This is a genomic window from Pseudarthrobacter ribosi (assembly GCF_055412865.1).
Genome location: NZ_JBVAYZ010000020.1, coordinates 1 through 16,616 on the forward strand (window position 1 = coordinate 1; position 16,616 = coordinate 16,616).

A 16,616-nucleotide genomic window follows, 5' to 3' on the forward strand; every position below is an offset into this window, starting at 1 on the left:
CTCCGTGTGCAAAGTGTGTGAACTAGACAGCTCCACTTAGCCCGGAGGTCCTCCTCGTTTTCAAGCCCTACGTGTCAACAACGTCCCGGCACAGTACACCTAGACGAACGCCCGCCCCGGGACCCCGGCCGGGATCCCGACCTGGACCTGCCCGCGGACTCCGGCCGGGATCCCGACCTGGGCTTGCCGCCGGACCCCGGCTGGGATCCCGAACTGGACCTGCCCCAAGTCCCCGGCTGGGATCCAGACCTGGACCTGCCCCCGGACCCCGGCCGGGATCCCAACCTGGAACTGCCGCCGGACCCCTTCCCTGACTGGCACCTCTTCACGGCCGGGCACGAATTCCCTGCCGCAGACCCGGAGGATCCACCCTGGACAGCGCCCCTCGCGGACCCTTGCCCTGACTGGCGCCAGCTCCAATATGAGTGATCGATCCTAGTCGTCCTCGTCGCCTTTTTCCCAGGATTCGTTGCGGGCCTTGACCTTCTCGAGGGCGTGTTCAGCTTCTTCCCGCGTCTTGTACGGGCCAATCAGCTGGCTCCAATCGGACATGGCGTCTTCTTCAACTTCGTGCGTGTTGACGTTGTACCAGTACTCCGGCATCGATGCTCCTCAGCTCATTTTCTTGGCCGTTGTTTATTTGCCTCCGGCCGCGCCTTATATGATCAATGTATGCCTTCTCTAGCCTCGACTGCACCCATCGGTACCCTGGTCCCGGGAGCCGTCAGCCCGCAGCTACCCGTTCCGGCGGCGATCCCGCGTCCCGAATACGTGGGTAAGCCCGCACCGGCCAAGTTCACGGGCTCCGAGGTCAAATCGGCGGAGACCATCGAGAAGATCCGCATCGCCTCACGGATCGCCGCGCAGGCGATTGTGGAGGTCGGGAAGCACATCCAGCCCGGAGTCACCACGGACCAGTTGGACCGGGTTGGCCACGAGTTCCTGCTCGACCACAACGCTTATCCGTCCACCCTCGGCTACCGCGGCTTTCCCAAGTCCCTGTGCTCGTCGTTGAACGAAGTCATCTGCCACGGCATCCCGGACAGCACTGTGGTCCGGGATGGGGACATCATCAACATCGACATCACGGCCTTCATTGGCGGCGTTCACGGCGACACCAACTTCACCTTCCTGGCCGGGGACGTCGACGAAGAATCCCGGCTGCTCGTAGAGCGCACGCAGGAGTCCCTGACCCGCGCCATTCGTGCCGTTGCCCCTGGCCGTGAAATCAATGTGATCGGCCGGACCATAGCGTCCTACGCCAAGCGCTTCGGCTATGGCGTGGTCCGCGACTTTACCGGCCACGGCGTGGGCGAGGCTTTCCACACCGGCCTGATCATCCCGCACTACGACGCCGCCCCCGCCTACAACACCGTCATCGAAGCCGGAATGGTCTTTACGATCGAACCGATGCTGACGCTTGGCACCGTGGACTGGGACATGTGGGCCGATGACTGGACCGTCGTGACCCGCGACCGCAAACGCACCGCCCAGTTCGAGCACACCCTGCTTGTCACGGAGTCCGGCGCCGAAGTCCTGACGCTTCCCTGATTCCCGCTCCACCAGAAGATCCCGGTCTTCGCCCGTCGGCCCTGGGCCGCACCCTCCTAGCCCCGCCCCCTGCCACGAACGGAACCACATTGGCCAAGAAGGACGAGAAGTTGAAGAAGAACGCCCCGCTGATCGGCGTCGACATCGGAGGCACCGGGATCAAGGGCGGGATCGTGGATTTGAAGAAGGGGAAGCTGGTCGGTGACCGCCTGCGCATGCCCACCCCGAAGCCTTCCACACCCGAATCCGTGGCCGAGGTCGTGGCCCAGGTTGTGGCGGAGCTGTCCGCCCGGCCCGATGCTCCGGCCCCCGACTCTCCGGTGGGCGTCACCTTCCCCGGCATCATCCAGCACGGTGTGGTCCACTCCGCCGCCAACGTCGACAAGTCCTGGCTGGAACTGGACATCGACGCGATGCTGACCGCCCGCCTGGGCCGGCCCGTGGAGGTCATCAACGACGCCGACGCCGCCGGCCTCGCGGAGGCACGCTACGGCGCCGGCGAATTCGTGGAGGGCACCGTGCTGGTCATCACGCTCGGCACCGGCATTGGTTCCGCCTTCATCTTCGACGGCAAGCTTGTCCCCAACGCCGAACTCGGCCACCTGGAAATTGACGGATTCGACGCCGAAAGCAAGGCCTCGGCGGTGGCCCGTGAGCGCGACGGCCTGAGCTGGGAAGAGTACAGCGTGCTGCTCCAGCGCTACCTGTCGCATGTGGAGTTCCTCTTCTCCCCCGAACTGTTCATCATCGGCGGCGGCATCTCGAAGCGCGCCGACGAATACCTCCCGCGGCTGCAGCTGCGCACGCCGATCGTTCCGGCCGAGCTAAAGAACGACGCCGGCATCGTCGGGGCCGCCCTCGAGATCGCGCTGAAACACAAGCTCGCTAAGTAGCAAGCTCGCCAAGTAGTCAAAAAGAGCCATCACTCCGGGTCGTTATAAACGCTGGGAACGACCCGGAGTGATAGCTCTTTCTTGTGTGGTGCCGGTGGTGGCCGCGGCTTCCCCTCCGTTGCCACCACCGGAGTCTGGGAGCCGGCGCTCCTGGAACGGCCCTAGAGCGCGCTCTTCTGCTGGCTCGTGCCCTCCCGGCCCTTGGTCTCGGCCTCATGGCGGAGCAGCGAGATGGCGGCTTCGAAGTCCTCGAGGGATTCGAAGGCCTGGTAAACGCTCGCGAATCGCAGGTAGGCGACCTCGTCGAGCCGCTGGAGCGGGTTCAGGATGGCGAGGCCGACTTCATGCGCCTCGATTTCCGCGGCGCCGGAGGCACGGATCGCCTCTTCAACTTCCTGGGCCAGCATCGCGAGGTCGTCCTCGGTGACGGGACGGCCCTGGCAGGCCTTGCGGACGCCGTTGATGACCTTGCTGCGGCTGAACGGCTCACCGACACCCGAGCGCTTGATCACGGTCAGGCTGGTGGTTTCGACCGTGGTAAACCGGCGGCCGCACTCGGGGCACTGCCGGCGGCGCCGGATGGCGGAACCGTCGTCGGCGATCCGGCTGTCCACCACACGCGAATCAGGGTTACGGCAAAACGGACAGTACATGACGTTTCCTCCCCTGTCGCAAGCGAATGGCCGGCCGGTAATCGCCGTCGTGGATCGCCGGAGCGGTTGGCTCCGCCATCAGTTTACGACTAGATGTAGCTGAATAACAAGCCTGTAATTACTACATGTTGTGGTCAGGCGCCCTGCGGGAACCGGGCAGTGACAGCCTCGCCGTGCGCCGGCAGGTCCTCCGCCCCGGACAGGCTGACGATGTGGCCGCTGACTTCTGCCAGGGCGGCCCGGGTGTAGTTGACCACCTGGATGGCCCGCAGGAACGTGGTCACGTTCAGCCCCGAGGAGAACGCTGCGGTGCCGCTGGTCGGCAGCACGTGGTTGGAGCCGGCGCAGTAGTCGCCCAGGCTGACGGGGCTGTAGTCCCCCACGAAGATCGCCCCGGCGCTGCGGATCCGGCCCGCGACGACTGCCGCGTCGACCGTCATGATCTCCAGGTGTTCGGCGGCGTAGGCGTTGCACGCCGCGATGCCCTGGTCCAGGTTGTCCACCAGGACGACGCCGGACTGCGGGCCTGAGAGGGCCTCGCGGACGCGCGCACTGTGCTTGGTCGCTCCCGCCTGGCCCACCAGTTCGACCCGGACGGCGGCGGCGAGGTCCTCGGAGTCCGTGATCAGCACGGACGCCGCCTTGGGGTCGTGCTCGGCCTGGCTGATCAGGTCAGCCGCGACCAGGTTCGGCTGTGCCGTGGCGTCGGCGAGGATCGCGATCTCGGTGGTGCCGGCCTCGGAATCGATGCCGACGACGCCCTTGACGAGGCGCTTCGCCGTGGCGACGAAGACGTTGCCCGGGCCGGTGACAACGTCCACGGGGTCCAGCCCGGCCTGGTCCTCCCCGGCGGGGATGCCGTAGGCGAAGGCCGCGATCGCCTGGGCGCCGCCGATGGCGTAGACCTCCTCAATCCCGAGCAGGCAGGCCGCGGCGAGGATGGTGGGGTGCGGGAGCCCGCCGAAGTCCTTCTGCGGCGGAGATGCCAGGGCGATGGATTCGACGCCGGCGGCGAGGGCCGGGACGACGTTCATGATCACGGAGGACGGGTAGACCGCCAGCCCGCCCGGGACGTAGAGGCCCACGCGCGCCACGGGGACCCAGTTCTGGCTGACCACCGCGCCTTCGCCTAGTTCGACGTCGGTGTCCGCCGGCCGCTGGGCGTCGGCGAAGAGCCGTGCCCGCCGGATGGACTCTTCCAGAGCGGCCCGCACGGCGGGATCGAGCCCGACCAGAGCCGCCGTCAGCGCGTCGGCGGGCACCCGGGGGTGCGACTGCTCCACGCCGTCGAAGGTCCGGGCAAGCTCGCTGAGCGCCTCGAAGCCCCGGGTCCGGACGGCGTCGATGATGTCCAGGACCTTGTGCTCGGCATCCGCCATGGTGCCGGCCTGCGCCCGGGGCACCGCGGCGCGGAGGCCGGCGAGGGTCAGCCGCTGGCCGCGGAGGTCGATGGTGCGGAAGTTGAGATCGGCGGGAACCGGGGGCGCAGTAACGGCGGGCACGGAGCTGTCAGCTGAAGGGGTCACCCGTTCATTTTACGGGCAGCCCCGACGGGTCCCGCGCCTGTTACCTCGGGACTGCCGGTTCGGGGCGGCGCTGCGGCCGCGTGGCCAGGCCCCGGGCCCGGCTTCCGGCGTCGTGAAGACAGTGTTCAGGAAGATGGTCAGTGCGGTTGCGGCGGGCCAGATCGCGAGGACGGCCAAGGACCGCAGTGAGAAGGCAATGCTGGCGCTGGCCGAAGTGTCTTCGGGCGTTCCCCACCAGAGCCCGCACACGACGCCGGTCCCCCAGGCTGCGAGGGCGCCCAGCGCACCGGCACCCACGGCGAGGACAACGTCCCGGCCGGACGGCGGGTCGTGTTTGCTGCCGGAGGCGACGGCGCCCGAAATGCAGCCGGCGAGCAGGAACAGGCCCGCCAGCACCAGATCCCGCGGCAGCCACCCTTCCGTGTTGCCGCCGCTCCGCAGCTCCGGATTGCCCGAGAGCAGGTTCAGCCCGGAGGGCGCCAGGAGCCACCAGAGCAGCCCCACCGGGATGCCGGCGGCGGCAATGACGGCGGCCTTCCGCCACGACGTGGCGCGGATGCCGGCGTCGGGGACCGGCCCGCCGGACATCGGCCCGCCGGATGAAGTGTCCGGACCGGAGCCCGGGAGCGGGGACCGGGGAGTCTCCTGCGGGGCATCCTGCGGGACCTGGCCGTGCACTGCGGGCTGTGTCATGCAACAAACCTTAACAAGCTTTACCGCGGCGGGGCACATGACACTGTGCGTCCGCCGGTGACGTTCCACATGACGCGTCCGGGTAAACAAGTACCGCCGCCGTTCGCAGGGGCAATACGCTGGCAGGTAGGAACATCACACACGTGCAGCAGGGAGTTGGATCGCAGTGGCCACAGAGGACCAAGCCTTCGAGGGAACCTTCAAGGAAATGTTCCGCCGGCATGCGGCCGGCGTGGCCATCATCACCGCCAACTTCAACGGCACCCCTGTCGGGTTCACGGCAACCTCCGTGGCCTCGCTCTCGGCGAAGCCGCCCCGGTTCACGTTCAACATGGCCCGCACTTCCAGCTCCTGGCCGGCCGTGGCCAACACCACCTACATCGGCGTCCACATGCTGGGGCTGGAGAACCAGGCGCTGGCTGACCGCTTCGCCCGCACCAGCAACCGCTTCGAGGGCGATCACTGGACGCTCGGGCCCCATGAAGTGCCGATCCTGAATGACGTGGCGGGCTGGCTGATCGGCAAGGTCCAGATGCGGCTCTCCTTCGAGAACAACGCCGTGGTGGTGGTCGAGGTCGTGGAAGGCGAGGCGGGCGCCGACGGCGCTCCCCTGCTCTACCACTCCGGCGCCTACGGCCAGCCGGCGCCGCTCGATTACGAGATCTGACCGCCTACCAGGGCAGGTCGCTGCGGGAACCCAGTTCGAGGAAGCGGGGGTTTCTTCCCGAAGGTGCGGACGGCCCGCCGGACATTTGGCTGGATATTTCCACCAGTGGCCGGTGCGGCCGCTCCCGCGCGGAGAGCAACCCGGGCGGGCACGCCTGGGTCACTCGCACGGCGCCGGCGACATTGTGCTTCAGCGCAGCTGTCAGGGCGTCCGGGTCGACACCCGGCAGCTCTGGCTGCTGCCGGTCCGGCGTTAGCTGTCCAGGCAGGTCGGGCCGAGCAGCACTTTCAGGTCTCCGAACAGGGAGGGGCTGGGGTTCACACGCAGATGCACGGGCAGGCCCATGATCTCCACCCTGGAGTCGCCCTGCAGGTGCAGCCGTACCTCGGACTTGCCGCGGTGTGTGCGCAGCACGTCCCCGAGCTCGGTCACGACCGCTTCGGTCGCCTTGTGGGTCTGCATGGTGATCACCACCGGGCCGTTGAGGCCCTCGCTGAGGTCCGGGACGGACAGTTCCATGCAGTTGAGGGCGACGGCGCCGTCGTCGCGGCGCTGGAGCCTTCCCTTGACCACCACGATCAGGTCTTCGGCGAGCACGGAGGCGATGGGGCCGTAGACCTGGCCGAAGAACATGACCTCGACGGAACCGCCCAGGTCCTCGATCTCCGCGCGGGCGTAGGCGTTGCCGCTGGCTTTCGCGATCCGCCGGCTCAGTGAGGTGATCATGCCGGCGATCGTGACGATGGTGCCGTCGTGCGGGCCGTCCTCGGCGATGAGCGAGGTGATGGACTGGTCGGCGTGCTGGCTTAGGACACCCTCGAGCCCCTGCAGCGGGTGGTCGGAGACGTACAGGCCGAGCATGTCCCGCTCGAAGGAGAGCTTGTCCTTCTTCTCCCATTCGGGCAGGTCCGGGATCTCGATGCTCAGCGAGGCCTCGGATTCGGCCTCGTCGAAGCCGGCGAAGAGGTCGAACTGGCCGATCGCCTCGTTGCGCTTGAGCGTGATGACGGAGTCGATCGCTTCTTCGTGGATCATGGCCAGGGCGCGCCGGTGGTGCCCGAGCGAGTCGAAGGCGCCGGCCTTGATCAGGGATTCAATGGTGCGCTTGTTGCACACCACTGCCGGGACCTTCACCAGGTAATCCTTGAAGGACGTGTAGGCGCCTTCCTTGTCCCGGGCGGCCACCATGGCCTCGACGACGTTGACGCCGACGTTGCGGATGGCCCCCATGCCGAAGCGGATGTCGGTGCCGACGGGGGTGAAGTTCAGTGCGGACTCGTTGACGTCCGGCGGCAGCACCGTGATGCCCATGCGCCGGCATTCGTTGAGGTAGATCGCCGACTTGTCCTTGTCGTCCCCGACGCTGGTGAGCAGGGCCGCCATGTACTCGGGCGCATAGTGGGCCTTGAGGTAGGCGGTCCAGTAGGAGATCACGCCGTAGGCGGCCGAGTGGGCCTTGTTGAAGGCATAGTCGGAGAACGGCAGCAGGATGTCCCAGAGGGTCTTGACCGCGGCCATGGAGTAGCCGTTGTCCTGCATGCCCTGGGAGAAGCCGGCGAACTGCTTGTCCAGCTCGGATTTCTTCTTCTTGCCCATGGCGCGGCGCAGGATGTCGGCCTGGCCCAGGGTGTAGCCGGCGAGCTTCTGCGCCACGGCCATGACCTGCTCCTGGTACACGATCAGGCCGTAGGTGCCGCCAAGGATTTCGGAGAGCGGCTCCTCCAGCTCCGGGTGGATCGGGATGACTTCCTGGATTTTGTTCTTGCGCAGGGCGTAGTCGGTGTGCGCGTTGGCGCCCATGGGCCCGGGCCGGTAAAGGGCCAGCACGGCGGAGATGTCTTCGAAGTTGTCAGGCTTCATGAGCTTGAGCAGGGAGCGCATCGGTCCGCCGTCGAGCTGGAACACCCCCAGGGTGTCCCCCCGGGCCAGCAGCTCGTAGGACGCCGTGTCGTCGAGTTCCAGCGCCTCCAGGTCCAGGTCCTCGCCGCGGTTCATCTTGATGTTCTCGAGGGCGTCGGAAATGATCGTGAGGTTCCGCAACCCGAGGAAGTCCATCTTGATCAGCCCGAGGCCCTCGGACGTCGGGTAGTCGAACTGCGTGATGACCTGGCCGTCCTGAAAACGGCGCATGACCGGGATGACGTCGATGATCGGGTCCGAGGACATGATGACGCCGGCCGCGTGGACGCCCCACTGGCGTTTCAGGCCCTCGATGCCGAGCGCCGTTTCGAACACCTTGGCCGCCTCGGGGTCCGTGGCGATCAGCTGCCGGAAGTCACCGGCCTCGCTGTACCGCTTGGAGTCCTTGTTCTGGATGTCCGCCAGCGGGATGTCCTTGGCCATCACGGCCGGCGGAAGGGCCTTCGTCAGCTGCTCGCCCATGCTGAACGGGTAGCCCAGCACGCGCGAGGAGTCCTTGAGCGCCTGCTTGGTCTTGATGGTGCCGTAGGTGACGATCATCGCGACGCGCTCGTCGCCGTATTTGCGGGTGACGTAGTCGATGACTTCGGAGCGGCGCCGGTCATCGAAGTCGACGTCGAAGTCGGGCATGGAGACGCGGTCCGGGTTGAGGAAGCGCTCGAAGATCAGGCCGTGGTGCAGCGGATCGAGGTCGGTGATGCGCATGGCGTACGCCACCATGGACCCGGCGCCCGAACCACGTCCGGGACCCACCCGGATCCCGTTGTTCTTGGCCCAGTTGATGAAGTCGGCCACGACAAGGAAGTAGCCCGGGAAACCCATGGACGTGATGACGCCCAGTTCGTAGTCAGCCTGGGTGCGCACCTTGTCCGGGATGCCCTTGGGATAGCGGTACTGGAGTCCCTTGTCGACTTCCTTGACCAGCCAGGACGTTTCGTCCTCCCCCTCGGGGCAGGGGAACCGGGGCATGTAGTTGGCGCCGGTGTTGAAGGAAACTTCGCACCGCTCGGCGATCAGGAGGGTGTTGTCGCACGCCTCCGGGTGATCGCGGAACAGCTCCCGCATCTCCTGCGGCGACTTCAGGTAGTAGCCGCTGCCGGAAAAGGCGAAGCGCGAGCCGCCGTTGTCGTACGTCGGCTCCAGCAGGGTGGAGCCCGACTGGATGGCCAGCAGGGCCTCGTGCGCCTTCGCGTCGTGCTCGTGGGTGTAATGCAGGTCGTTGGTGGCCACCAACGGCAGGTTCAGTTCCTTGGCCAGGCGCAGCAGGTCACCGGTGACGCGCCGCTCGATGTCCAGGCCGTGGTCCATGAGTTCGCAGAAGTAATTCTCGGCGCCGAAAATGTCGCGGAACTCGGCGGCGGCCTCCACGGCTTCCCGGTACTGCCCGAGCCGGAGCCGCGTCTGGACCTCACCGGACGGGCAGCCCGTGGTGGCAATCAAGCCTTCGGAGTAGGTGTTCAGCAGCTGACGGTCCAGCCGGGGCCATTTGCCGAAGACCGAGTCCAGGGAAGCGATCGACGAGGCACGGAACAGGTTCCGCATGCCCACGTTGTTGTAGCTGAGCAGCGTCATGTGCGTGTAGGCGCCACCGCCGGAGATGTCGTCCTTGCGCTGGTTCTCCTCGCCCCAGCGGACACGGGTCTTGTCCGTGCGCGCCGTCCCGGGCGTGACATAGGCCTCGACGCCGATGATCGGCTTGATGCCCTGGTCGGTGGCGCGTTTCCAGAAGTCGAAGGCGCCGAACAGGTAGCCGTGGTCTGTCGTGGCGAGGGCCGGCATGCCGAGCCGCTCGGTTTCGTCGAACAGTTCACTGAGCCGGGCGGCGCCGTCCAGCATCGAGTACTCGGTGTGGTTGTGGAGATGGACAAACGAGTCGTTGCTGGAAGTCACCGAATCATTCTAGTGCCGCGCGCGGACCTTTCGGTGCGGCACTCCGGCCGCCGCCAGATCGGACAGGTCACATCCGGTGGCGCGGCAGGGGTGTCAGGCCTGTCCGGACTCCAGGACCTCCAGCGCGTACCTCAGGTCCTGCGGGTACTCGCTGGTGACCGTGACCCGCTCCCCCGTGCGGGGGTGGTCGAAGCCCAGCTGCCGGGCGTGCAGCCACTGCCGGGTGAGTCCCAGCGTGGCGGCGAGCCGCGGGTCCGCGCCGTAGGTCAGGTCGCCGGCGCAAGGGTGGCGCAGTGCGGAGAAGTGGACCCGGATCTGGTGGGTGCGGCCGGTTTCGAGGTGGACTTCCACGAGCGAGGCCTTCCCGAATGCCTCCAGGACCTCATAGTGCGTGATGGAGTCCCGGCCGTCCTCGATCACGGCGAAACGCCAGTCGTGGCCCGGGTGGCGGCCGATCGGCGCGTCGATAGTGCCGGCCAGCGGATCCGGAAGGCCCTGGACCACGGCGTGGTAGACCTTGTCCACGGTGCGTTCCTTGAAGGCACGCTTGAGTGCGGTGTACGCCTGTTCGGTCTTGGCGACCACCATCACCCCGGACGTCCCGACGTCGAGCCGGTGGACGATGCCCGCGCGCTCCGGCGAGCCGGACGTGGAAATCCGGTAGCCGAGGCCGGCCAGGCCGCCGACGACCGTGGGTCCCACCCAACCCGGGGAGGGGTGCGCGGCCACGCCGACCGGTTTGTCGATGACAACGAACTCGTCATCGTCCAGCAGGATGTTCAGGCCTTCCACTACTTCCTCCACAATTTCCAGGGGGTCCCGGCGTGCCGGGACGGAGACGTCGAGCACGGCGCCGGGGACAAGCTTGAGTGACTTTCCGACCGCCTTGTCCTTGCTGATGACGTTGCCCTCCGCGATCAGGGTGGCGGCCTGGGAGCGGGAAATGTCCATGAGTTTCGCCAGCCCGGCATCCACCCGGCTTCCCGCCAGTTCGTCCGGCACCACAAACCGGTAGGAGGCGGCAGCCGTGGCGCCGTCGGCGGCGTCGTCGTCGACGTCCTCGGGCAGGATGTCCTCCGACGGGGCACCGGCCGGTGCCAGGTCTTCCGGGGCCAGGTCCTCGGGCGTGTTGTGTTCAGGCGCCCTGTGCTCAGGAGTCATGTTTCACTGTGTCCTTCGTCAGGTGGGTGCCGTCCAGGGAGATCCCGCGCAGCGTCAGCAGGCAGATGATCACCACGGAGGACACCACGGCGGAGTCGGCGATGTTGAAGATCGCGAAGTTGGGGAGCTGGATGAAGTCCACGACATGGCCCATGGCGAACGAGGGCTCGCGGAACAGCCGGTCCGTGAGGTTGCCCAGCGCCCCGCCGAGCAGCAACCCGAGCGCCAGGGCCCACCAGAGCGACCCCAGCTTGCGCAGCTGCAGCAGGATCGCGATGGAGACCGCCGTCATGATGATGGTGAACACCCAGGTGACGTTCTCGCCGATCGAGAACGCAGCGCCGGAGTTGCGGATGTAGTACCAGTGCAGCAGCGGGGGCAGCACGGGGATCCTCTCCCCCTCGGTCATGTTCCCGGTAACCCACAGTTTGGTCAGCTGGTCGAAGACGTAGGCGAACGCCGCCAGGCCGAAGAAGACCGTGAGCAGCAGCGCACGCCGCGGCCGCTGCTTGGTGGGACCATCGTGGGCCGGCTCGGCGGGCTGCGTGGCGTCAGGTGTTGGTGCGTCAGTCATAAGGCTTTCGTTCACGGGCCAGTGCGGGGACTGGGAGCTGGTGCTTGGCACGGCCGCCGGGGGAACGGGGGTTAATGCCAAAAGCCGGCGGCCGAGGAATCCTCAGCCACCGGCTTTCAGAATACTTGCTTATTGCCCTAGCTGTTGGCTTCAACCTCAGGGGCCGCGACGGAGCCGCGGGCATCCAGGTCACGCAGCTGGCCTTCGATGTAGGCCTTCAGGCGTGAGCGGTAGTCACGCTCGAAGCCGCGGAGCTGCTCGACCTTGCGTTCCAGCACGGAGCGCTGCTGCTCGAGGGCGCCGAGGATCTTGCGGGACTTCTCCTGGGCGTCGTTGACGAGGCTGCTGGCCTCGATCTGCGCTTCGGCGATGATTTTGTCCTTCTGCTGCTCACCGTCGGCGACGTGCTTGTCGTGCATCTGCTGCGCCATGGCCAGCAGGCCTGCAGCGGACTCGGCTGCCGGGGAGGCAACGGTGCGTGCCGGGGCGGCTGCCTGCTCGGCTTCCTTCTTCTTGGCTACTTCAGCAGCCTTGGCAGCGTCAGCGGCCTTGGCCTCGGCTTCTGCCTTGGCGCGGTCTTCCTTCTCGGCCTTGACGGGTGCCGGAACCTTTTCCACGACGGGAGCCGCGGCGGCGGAGCTGGCAGGCGTGCCGGCGCCCAGTTCGGCGTGCTTCTTACGAAGCTCGTCGTTCTCCTGGTTCAGGCGTCGCAGTTCGACGACGATCTCGTCCAGGAAGTCATCAACTTCATCCTGGTCGTAGCCTTCGCGGAACTTGGTCGGCTGAAAGCGCTTGTTGACAACGTCTTCTGGCGTCAAAGCCATCTGGTCACCTCGTTGGTCTAGTTAGTCAGTAGGCCTTTCGGCCATCAAACTACGGTACCTAAATATGGTCTGGTTACTCTAATTCAACACCGCAGTGTCAAACCGGAGTTTCTATCTGTTGGTGGCTGCGGACAGGGTCCGCGTCCCGGCTACGCCACGACGGGCTGGGAGAACACCAGGAACTTGGCTACCGCCATGGCAATGGTGACCGCCACGAAGAGCAGCAGGAAGCCGAGGTCCAAGGAGATTCCCCCCAGCCGCAGCGGCGGGATGAGCCGACGGAGCAGTTTGAGGGGCTTGTCTGTGACCGAATACACAGCGTGCGCGGTGACGAGGGCCGCGCCTCGCGGCCGCCAGCTCCGCGCAAACATCTGCACCCAATCGAAGACCAGCCGGATGATGAGGGCAACAAAGAACAACAGCAGGGCGATATAGACAAGTCCGAAAACAATTCCCATGAGTTAACTCATATCTCCATGTTCATTCCGGATACCGCAGTGTCCTCTTGATAGTTACGCCTCTATTTCAACATGGAAAATTCAGCAAGGATGCCAGACAAGGTGTCCTTGCCTGGCATCTGTCGGAAGAATCCTTGACTAGCTCTGGTTGAAGAAGCTCGCCTGTGTCTCGCTGACCTTCTTGTCATCGCCGATGACTTCAACGTACGACGGCGACAGCAGGAAGACCTTGTTGGTGACCCGCTCGATGCTGCCGCGGAGTCCAAAGACCAGCCCGGCGGAGAAGTCGACGAGCCGCTTGGCGTCGGCTTCACCCATGTCCGTGACGTTCATGATGACGGGGATGCCGTCCCTGAAGCTTTCACCGATGAGTTTGGCGTCGTTATAGGACCGCGGGTGGATCGTGGTGATCTGGCGGAGTCCAGTGTGCTCTTCACGGCCTGATGCCGCTCGCTTGATGGGTGTCACAGGTGCGCGATATTCCTCTTCAGCGGCGTAGGGCTCTTCCTTGGGGACCTCGCGGACAGGCGCCGGTGCGCGGCGTTCCTCGCGGTCATGATCCATGGAATTGTCCTCATCCTTGTGCGATGTTTGGTGCTCGGACTCATAGTGTTCGTCGCCATCGGCGAGCCCAAGATAGATCATTGTCTTGCGCAGAGCGCCGGCCATGGTCGACTCCTAATCGTGTCCGTCAGCGGGCGGATCATTTGACTAAGTAGCCTTGGAACCCCGCCATTACCTTCCAATACGTTGAACCTACCGTAACGCCGGACGCGGACCGAGAATATCGGAGCCGACGCGCAGGTGTGTCGCCCCGAACCGGACGGCCTGTTCGAGGTCCTGGCTCATGCCCGCGGAAATGCCCGTGGCACCGGGATGGACGGCGGCCAGCCCGGCGGACAGCTCCGAGAGCTTCTCGAAGGCCGGGACCGGGTCCGCGCCGAAGGGGGCGACTCCCATCACGCCGGCCAGGCGGAGTCCCTCCGCCGCGGCCAGCTGTTCCGCCAGCGCCGGGACGTCCGCCGGAAGGGCGCCGCCGCGGTGGGCGCCCGCGTCGTCGTCGAGGCTGACCTGGATGAAGCACTCCAGCGGCGCCCGCCCGGTTCGTTCCTGTTCGGCGGCCATGGCCTTGGCCAGGGCGCCCGCCAGTTGCGGCCGGTCCACGGAGTGCACGGCGTGGGCGTATTTGACGACGGACTTGGCCTTGTTGCTCTGGAGCTGGCCGACGAAGTGCCAGCGGAGCTGCAGGCCGCCCAGTGCGGCGGCTTTCTCCGCGGCCTCCTGGTCCCGGTTCTCGCCGACGTCGGTGATGCCGAGCGCGGCGAGCCGCCGGACGTCGTCGGCGGGGTGGAATTTAGTGACCACGATCAGTTGGGGCGGCCGGTCCTGGCGGCCCGCCGCCGCGACGGCGGTGTCGATGCGCCGCCGGACGGCGGCGAGCCCCACGCGGAGCTGGTCCAGCCGGGGATCGTGCTGCCCGGGTGCGGGCTCGTGTTCAGTCATCCGCTCATTCACTCGATTGCTCATTCACCGACGGGTCCCCGGTCGGAGTGCCCGGCGCCGGTCCAGACGAGTCCCGCGAATCGTCCGGTGTTCGGGTCACGGCGGTACGAGAACAGGGTGGCGTCTTCCAGGGTGCAGCCCCCGGAGTATTCGACGCTGACGCCGGCGTCCTGCAGTTGGCTGCGGACGGCGGCCGGCAGGTCCAGGCCAGGGGTGCCGCGGGAGGTGGTGCACCGGGCCGCGGGAACCCGCGCGGCCACGTCGTCGCGCATGTCCCCGGGGACCTCGTAGCAGCGCCCGCAGACGGACGGGCCGATCCAGGCGCCGAGCCTCTCCGCGCCCAGCGCGTGCATGCGCGCGACCGCCGCCGGGACGACGCCGGACGCTACGCCGGGACGTCCGGCGTGCACCACCGCCAGGACAGGGGCTGTCCCGCCGGCCCTGTCCCCCACCAGGACGATCGGCACACAGTCCGCCACCATCACGGCCAGGGGTTCGCCAAAGGACACCATGGCGTCGGCGGTGGGGGCACCGACAGTCAGTGCACCGGCAGTTAGGGCACCGGCAGTCAGTGCACCGGCAGTTAGGGCACCGGCACGGGCCGCCGCCGAGGCGGCACCAACGCCGGCGACGTTGCTGCCGTGGACCTGGTTCATGTACTGGAAGGGCCGGCCGCTAAGCCCGACCGCCGCCTCGACGGCCCGGCGCCGGCGCCAGACGTCGGCCGGGTCGTCACCGACATGGAGCGCCAGGTTGCCGGCGGCGGCGTCGGTGAAAGCCACCCACACGCCGGGCCGGACTTCCCCCCGCCACGAGAACACTCAAAACCCCAAATCGTCGCCAAACTTGTTTGCAGAACTTCGATCCTACGAGAAAGCACCATGGCACTGCCATCCGGCAGTGCCATGGTGCTTCAGGATCTACTTAAGGAAGTCAGGGACATCCAGGTCGTCGGAGTGGCGGCCGGACAGGTCCGGCTCCACGACGGACGGCAGGTCGACGTCGAAGCCGGAGTCTGCCGGGACTGCGGTCGGCCGCTGCTGGCCCCAGCCGCCGTAGCCGGAGGCGCCGACCGTGGCGTGCAGCGGCTGGACCTGGGCCGAGGCGGGAGCCTGGGCCGGTGCTGCTGCCGGTGCTGCCGGACGCTGCGGAGCCGACTGCGGAAGGGACTGGTCCATGGACGGCGAGGTGGCCTTCACGTCGTCGAAGCCGGCCGCGATGACCGTGACGCGGGCCTCGTCGCCGAGGGCATCGTCGATGACCGCACCGAAAATGATGTTGGCCTCGGGGTGGGCGACTTCCTGGACCAGGCGGGCCGCCTCGTTGATTTCGAAGAGCCCGAGGTCCGAGCCGCCCTGGATGGACAGCAGCACGCCGTGGGCTCCGTCGATTGATGCTTCCAGCAGCGGGGAGGCGATGGCCAGCTCCGCAGCCTTGACCGCGCGGTCTTCGCCGCGGGCCGAGCCGATGCCCATCAGCGCCGAGCCTGCGCCCTGCATCACGGACTTGACGTCGGCGAAGTCGAGGTTGATCAGGCCCGGGGTGGTGATCAGGTCGGTGATGCCCTGGACACCGGACAGCAGGACCTGGTCGGCGGAACGGAACGCGTCAAGGACGGAAACGTTGCGGTCGCTGATGGAGAGCAGGCGGTCGTTCGGGATGACGATCAGCGTGTCGACTTCGTCGCGGAGGGCGTCGATGCCGGCTTCGGCGGAGCCGGCGCGGCGGCGGCCTTCGAAGGTGAAGGGGCGGGTGACAACGCCGATGGTCAGCGCGCCGAGCGAACGGGCGATGCGGGCCACGACGGGAGCGCCGCCGGTGCCGGTGCCGCCGCCTTCGCCGGCGGTGACAAAGACCATGTCCGCGCCGCGGATGACCTCTTCGATTTCCTCGGCGTGGTCCTCTGCAGCCTGCCGGCCGACCTCCGGATTCGCACCGGCTCCCAGGCCGCGCGTTAGCTCACGCCCGATGTCGAGCTTGACGTCTGCATCGCTCATCAACAGTGCCTGAGCATCGGTGTTGACCGCGATGAATTCGACGCCGCGAAGACCCACCTCGATCATGCGGTTGACTGCGTTCACGCCACCGCCGCCGATGCCGACGACCTTGATGACGGCCAAGTAATTCTGCGGAGCTGCCACGTTACGTGTCCCTTGTTCGTGTTCTATTGCGAAAACTGATGGAGTCGGACTTGAAGCTTTAAACCCTAACCTTCGAGTTGAAGGTTATAGTTATGTCAAGTAACTCATGTTGTGACGCTATTTCCTATGCCGGGGACATTCAATTACCGGCGCCGCGTGTCG

At 66.6% G+C, this 16,616-nt stretch carries 16 protein-coding genes; 3 read left to right on the forward strand and 13 right to left on the reverse strand.

Annotated features, from left to right (window positions below; genetic code table 11):
• Positions 1-435: 435 nt before the first annotated feature.
• Positions 436-603 (reverse strand): SPOR domain-containing protein, encoded by a 168-nt coding sequence (locus ACZYZ5_RS16500; protein ID WP_128081649.1) that lies wholly within the window; start codon positions 601-603, stop codon positions 436-438.
• Positions 604-672: 69 nt separating this feature from the next.
• Between ACZYZ5_RS16500 and map the strand changes: the two genes are divergently transcribed.
• Together map and ppgK are read left to right on the forward strand one after the other, a co-directional pair.
• The gene (gene map / locus ACZYZ5_RS16505; RefSeq protein WP_463903141.1) at positions 673-1,551 is read left to right on the forward strand and encodes a type I methionyl aminopeptidase; all 879 of its coding nucleotides are present in this window, start codon (positions 673-675) and stop codon (positions 1,549-1,551) included.
• A gap of 89 nt (positions 1,552-1,640) precedes the next feature.
• The gene (ppgK, locus tag ACZYZ5_RS16510) at positions 1,641-2,444 is read left to right on the forward strand and encodes a polyphosphate--glucose phosphotransferase (RefSeq protein WP_463903143.1); all 804 of its coding nucleotides are present in this window, start codon (positions 1,641-1,643) and stop codon (positions 2,442-2,444) included.
• Positions 2,445-2,605: 161 nt separating this feature from the next.
• Here the strand turns inward: ppgK and nrdR are convergent, their stop codons facing one another.
• The 3 genes from nrdR to ACZYZ5_RS16525 form a co-directional block, all read right to left on the reverse strand.
• A complete protein-coding gene (gene nrdR / locus ACZYZ5_RS16515) occupies positions 2,606-3,097 on the reverse strand; it encodes a transcriptional regulator NrdR (protein WP_354348997.1) in 492 nt (163 codons plus the stop codon).
• Between the two features lie 134 nt (positions 3,098-3,231).
• Positions 3,232-4,623 (reverse strand): histidinol dehydrogenase, encoded by a 1,392-nt coding sequence (gene hisD / locus ACZYZ5_RS16520; protein ID WP_463903145.1) that lies wholly within the window; start codon positions 4,621-4,623, stop codon positions 3,232-3,234.
• Between the two features lie 9 nt (positions 4,624-4,632).
• On the reverse strand, positions 4,633-5,316 hold the full coding sequence (locus tag ACZYZ5_RS16525) for a hypothetical protein (protein ID WP_463903147.1): 684 nt from the start codon (positions 5,314-5,316) through the stop codon (positions 4,633-4,635).
• Positions 5,317-5,524: 208 nt separating this feature from the next.
• Between ACZYZ5_RS16525 and ACZYZ5_RS16530 the strand changes: the two genes are divergently transcribed.
• On the forward strand, positions 5,525-5,983 hold the full coding sequence (locus tag ACZYZ5_RS16530) for a flavin reductase family protein (protein WP_463903253.1): 459 nt from the start codon (positions 5,525-5,527) through the stop codon (positions 5,981-5,983).
• Between the two features lie 252 nt (positions 5,984-6,235).
• Here ACZYZ5_RS16530 and dnaE read toward each other — a convergent pair whose 3' ends face one another.
• The 9 genes from dnaE to ftsZ all read right to left on the reverse strand — a co-directional run bounded on the left by dnaE (position 6,236) and on the right by ftsZ (position 16,454).
• A complete protein-coding gene (gene dnaE / locus ACZYZ5_RS16535; protein WP_463903148.1) occupies positions 6,236-9,793 on the reverse strand; it encodes a DNA polymerase III subunit alpha in 3,558 nt (1,185 codons plus the stop codon).
• Positions 9,794-9,886: 93 nt separating this feature from the next.
• A complete protein-coding gene (locus ACZYZ5_RS16540; protein WP_463903150.1) occupies positions 9,887-10,954 on the reverse strand; it encodes an RluA family pseudouridine synthase in 1,068 nt (355 codons plus the stop codon).
• Positions 10,944-11,528: a signal peptidase II gene (lspA, locus tag ACZYZ5_RS16545; RefSeq protein ID WP_463903152.1), complete on the reverse strand. Its 585-nt coding sequence runs from the start codon at positions 11,526-11,528 to the stop codon at positions 10,944-10,946. Before lspA ends, ACZYZ5_RS16540 begins: the two co-directional genes overlap by 11 nt.
• Positions 11,529-11,665: 137 nt before the next feature.
• A complete protein-coding gene (locus tag ACZYZ5_RS16550) occupies positions 11,666-12,352 on the reverse strand; it encodes a DivIVA domain-containing protein (RefSeq protein ID WP_463903154.1) in 687 nt (228 codons plus the stop codon).
• 149 nt (positions 12,353-12,501) lie between these two features.
• A complete protein-coding gene (locus ACZYZ5_RS16555; RefSeq protein ID WP_463903156.1) occupies positions 12,502-12,810 on the reverse strand; it encodes a YggT family protein in 309 nt (102 codons plus the stop codon).
• Positions 12,811-12,948: 138 nt separating this feature from the next.
• Entirely contained in the window at positions 12,949-13,479 is a 531-nt protein-coding gene (locus ACZYZ5_RS16560) for a cell division protein SepF (protein ID WP_463903158.1), read from the reverse strand.
• 87 nt (positions 13,480-13,566) lie between these two features.
• The gene (locus tag ACZYZ5_RS16565; RefSeq protein WP_463903160.1) at positions 13,567-14,313 is read right to left on the reverse strand and encodes a YggS family pyridoxal phosphate-dependent enzyme; all 747 of its coding nucleotides are present in this window, start codon (positions 14,311-14,313) and stop codon (positions 13,567-13,569) included.
• Positions 14,314-14,333: 20 nt separating this feature from the next.
• Positions 14,334-15,134, reverse strand: a complete 801-nt coding sequence (locus tag ACZYZ5_RS16570; RefSeq protein ID WP_463903162.1) for a purine nucleoside phosphorylase YfiH/LACC1 family protein — start codon at positions 15,132-15,134, stop codon at positions 14,334-14,336.
• A gap of 99 nt (positions 15,135-15,233) precedes the next feature.
• Positions 15,234-16,454: a cell division protein FtsZ gene (gene ftsZ / locus ACZYZ5_RS16575; RefSeq protein WP_463903164.1), complete on the reverse strand. Its 1,221-nt coding sequence runs from the start codon at positions 16,452-16,454 to the stop codon at positions 15,234-15,236.
• Positions 16,455-16,616 lie beyond the last annotated feature (162 nt).

Excerpts from the sequence above, each read along its gene's own strand:
- ACZYZ5_RS16500 (WP_128081649.1), bottom strand. The coding sequence starts at position 603 with ATGCCGGAGTACTGGTACAACGTCAACACGCACGAAGTTGAAGAAGAC.
- map (WP_463903141.1), top strand. The coding sequence starts at position 673 with ATGCCTTCTCTAGCCTCGACTGCACCCATCGGTACCCTGGTCCCGGGA.
- nrdR (WP_354348997.1), bottom strand. The coding sequence starts at position 3,097 with ATGTACTGTCCGTTTTGCCGTAACCCTGATTCGCGTGTGGTGGACAGC.
- ACZYZ5_RS16525 (WP_463903147.1), bottom strand. The coding sequence starts at position 5,316 with ATGACACAGCCCGCAGTGCACGGCCAGGTCCCGCAGGATGCCCCGCAG.
- ACZYZ5_RS16530 (WP_463903253.1), top strand. The coding sequence starts at position 5,525 with ATGTTCCGCCGGCATGCGGCCGGCGTGGCCATCATCACCGCCAACTTC.
- ACZYZ5_RS16540 (WP_463903150.1), bottom strand. The coding sequence starts at position 10,954 with ATGACTCCTGAGCACAGGGCGCCTGAACACAACACGCCCGAGGACCTG.
- lspA (WP_463903152.1), bottom strand. The coding sequence starts at position 11,528 with ATGACTGACGCACCAACACCTGACGCCACGCAGCCCGCCGAGCCGGCC.
- ACZYZ5_RS16550 (WP_463903154.1), bottom strand. The coding sequence starts at position 12,352 with ATGGCTTTGACGCCAGAAGACGTTGTCAACAAGCGCTTTCAGCCGACC.
- ACZYZ5_RS16555 (WP_463903156.1), bottom strand. The coding sequence starts at position 12,810 with ATGGGAATTGTTTTCGGACTTGTCTATATCGCCCTGCTGTTGTTCTTT.
- ACZYZ5_RS16560 (WP_463903158.1), bottom strand. The coding sequence starts at position 13,479 with ATGGCCGGCGCTCTGCGCAAGACAATGATCTATCTTGGGCTCGCCGAT.
- ACZYZ5_RS16565 (WP_463903160.1), bottom strand. The coding sequence starts at position 14,313 with ATGACTGAACACGAGCCCGCACCCGGGCAGCACGATCCCCGGCTGGAC.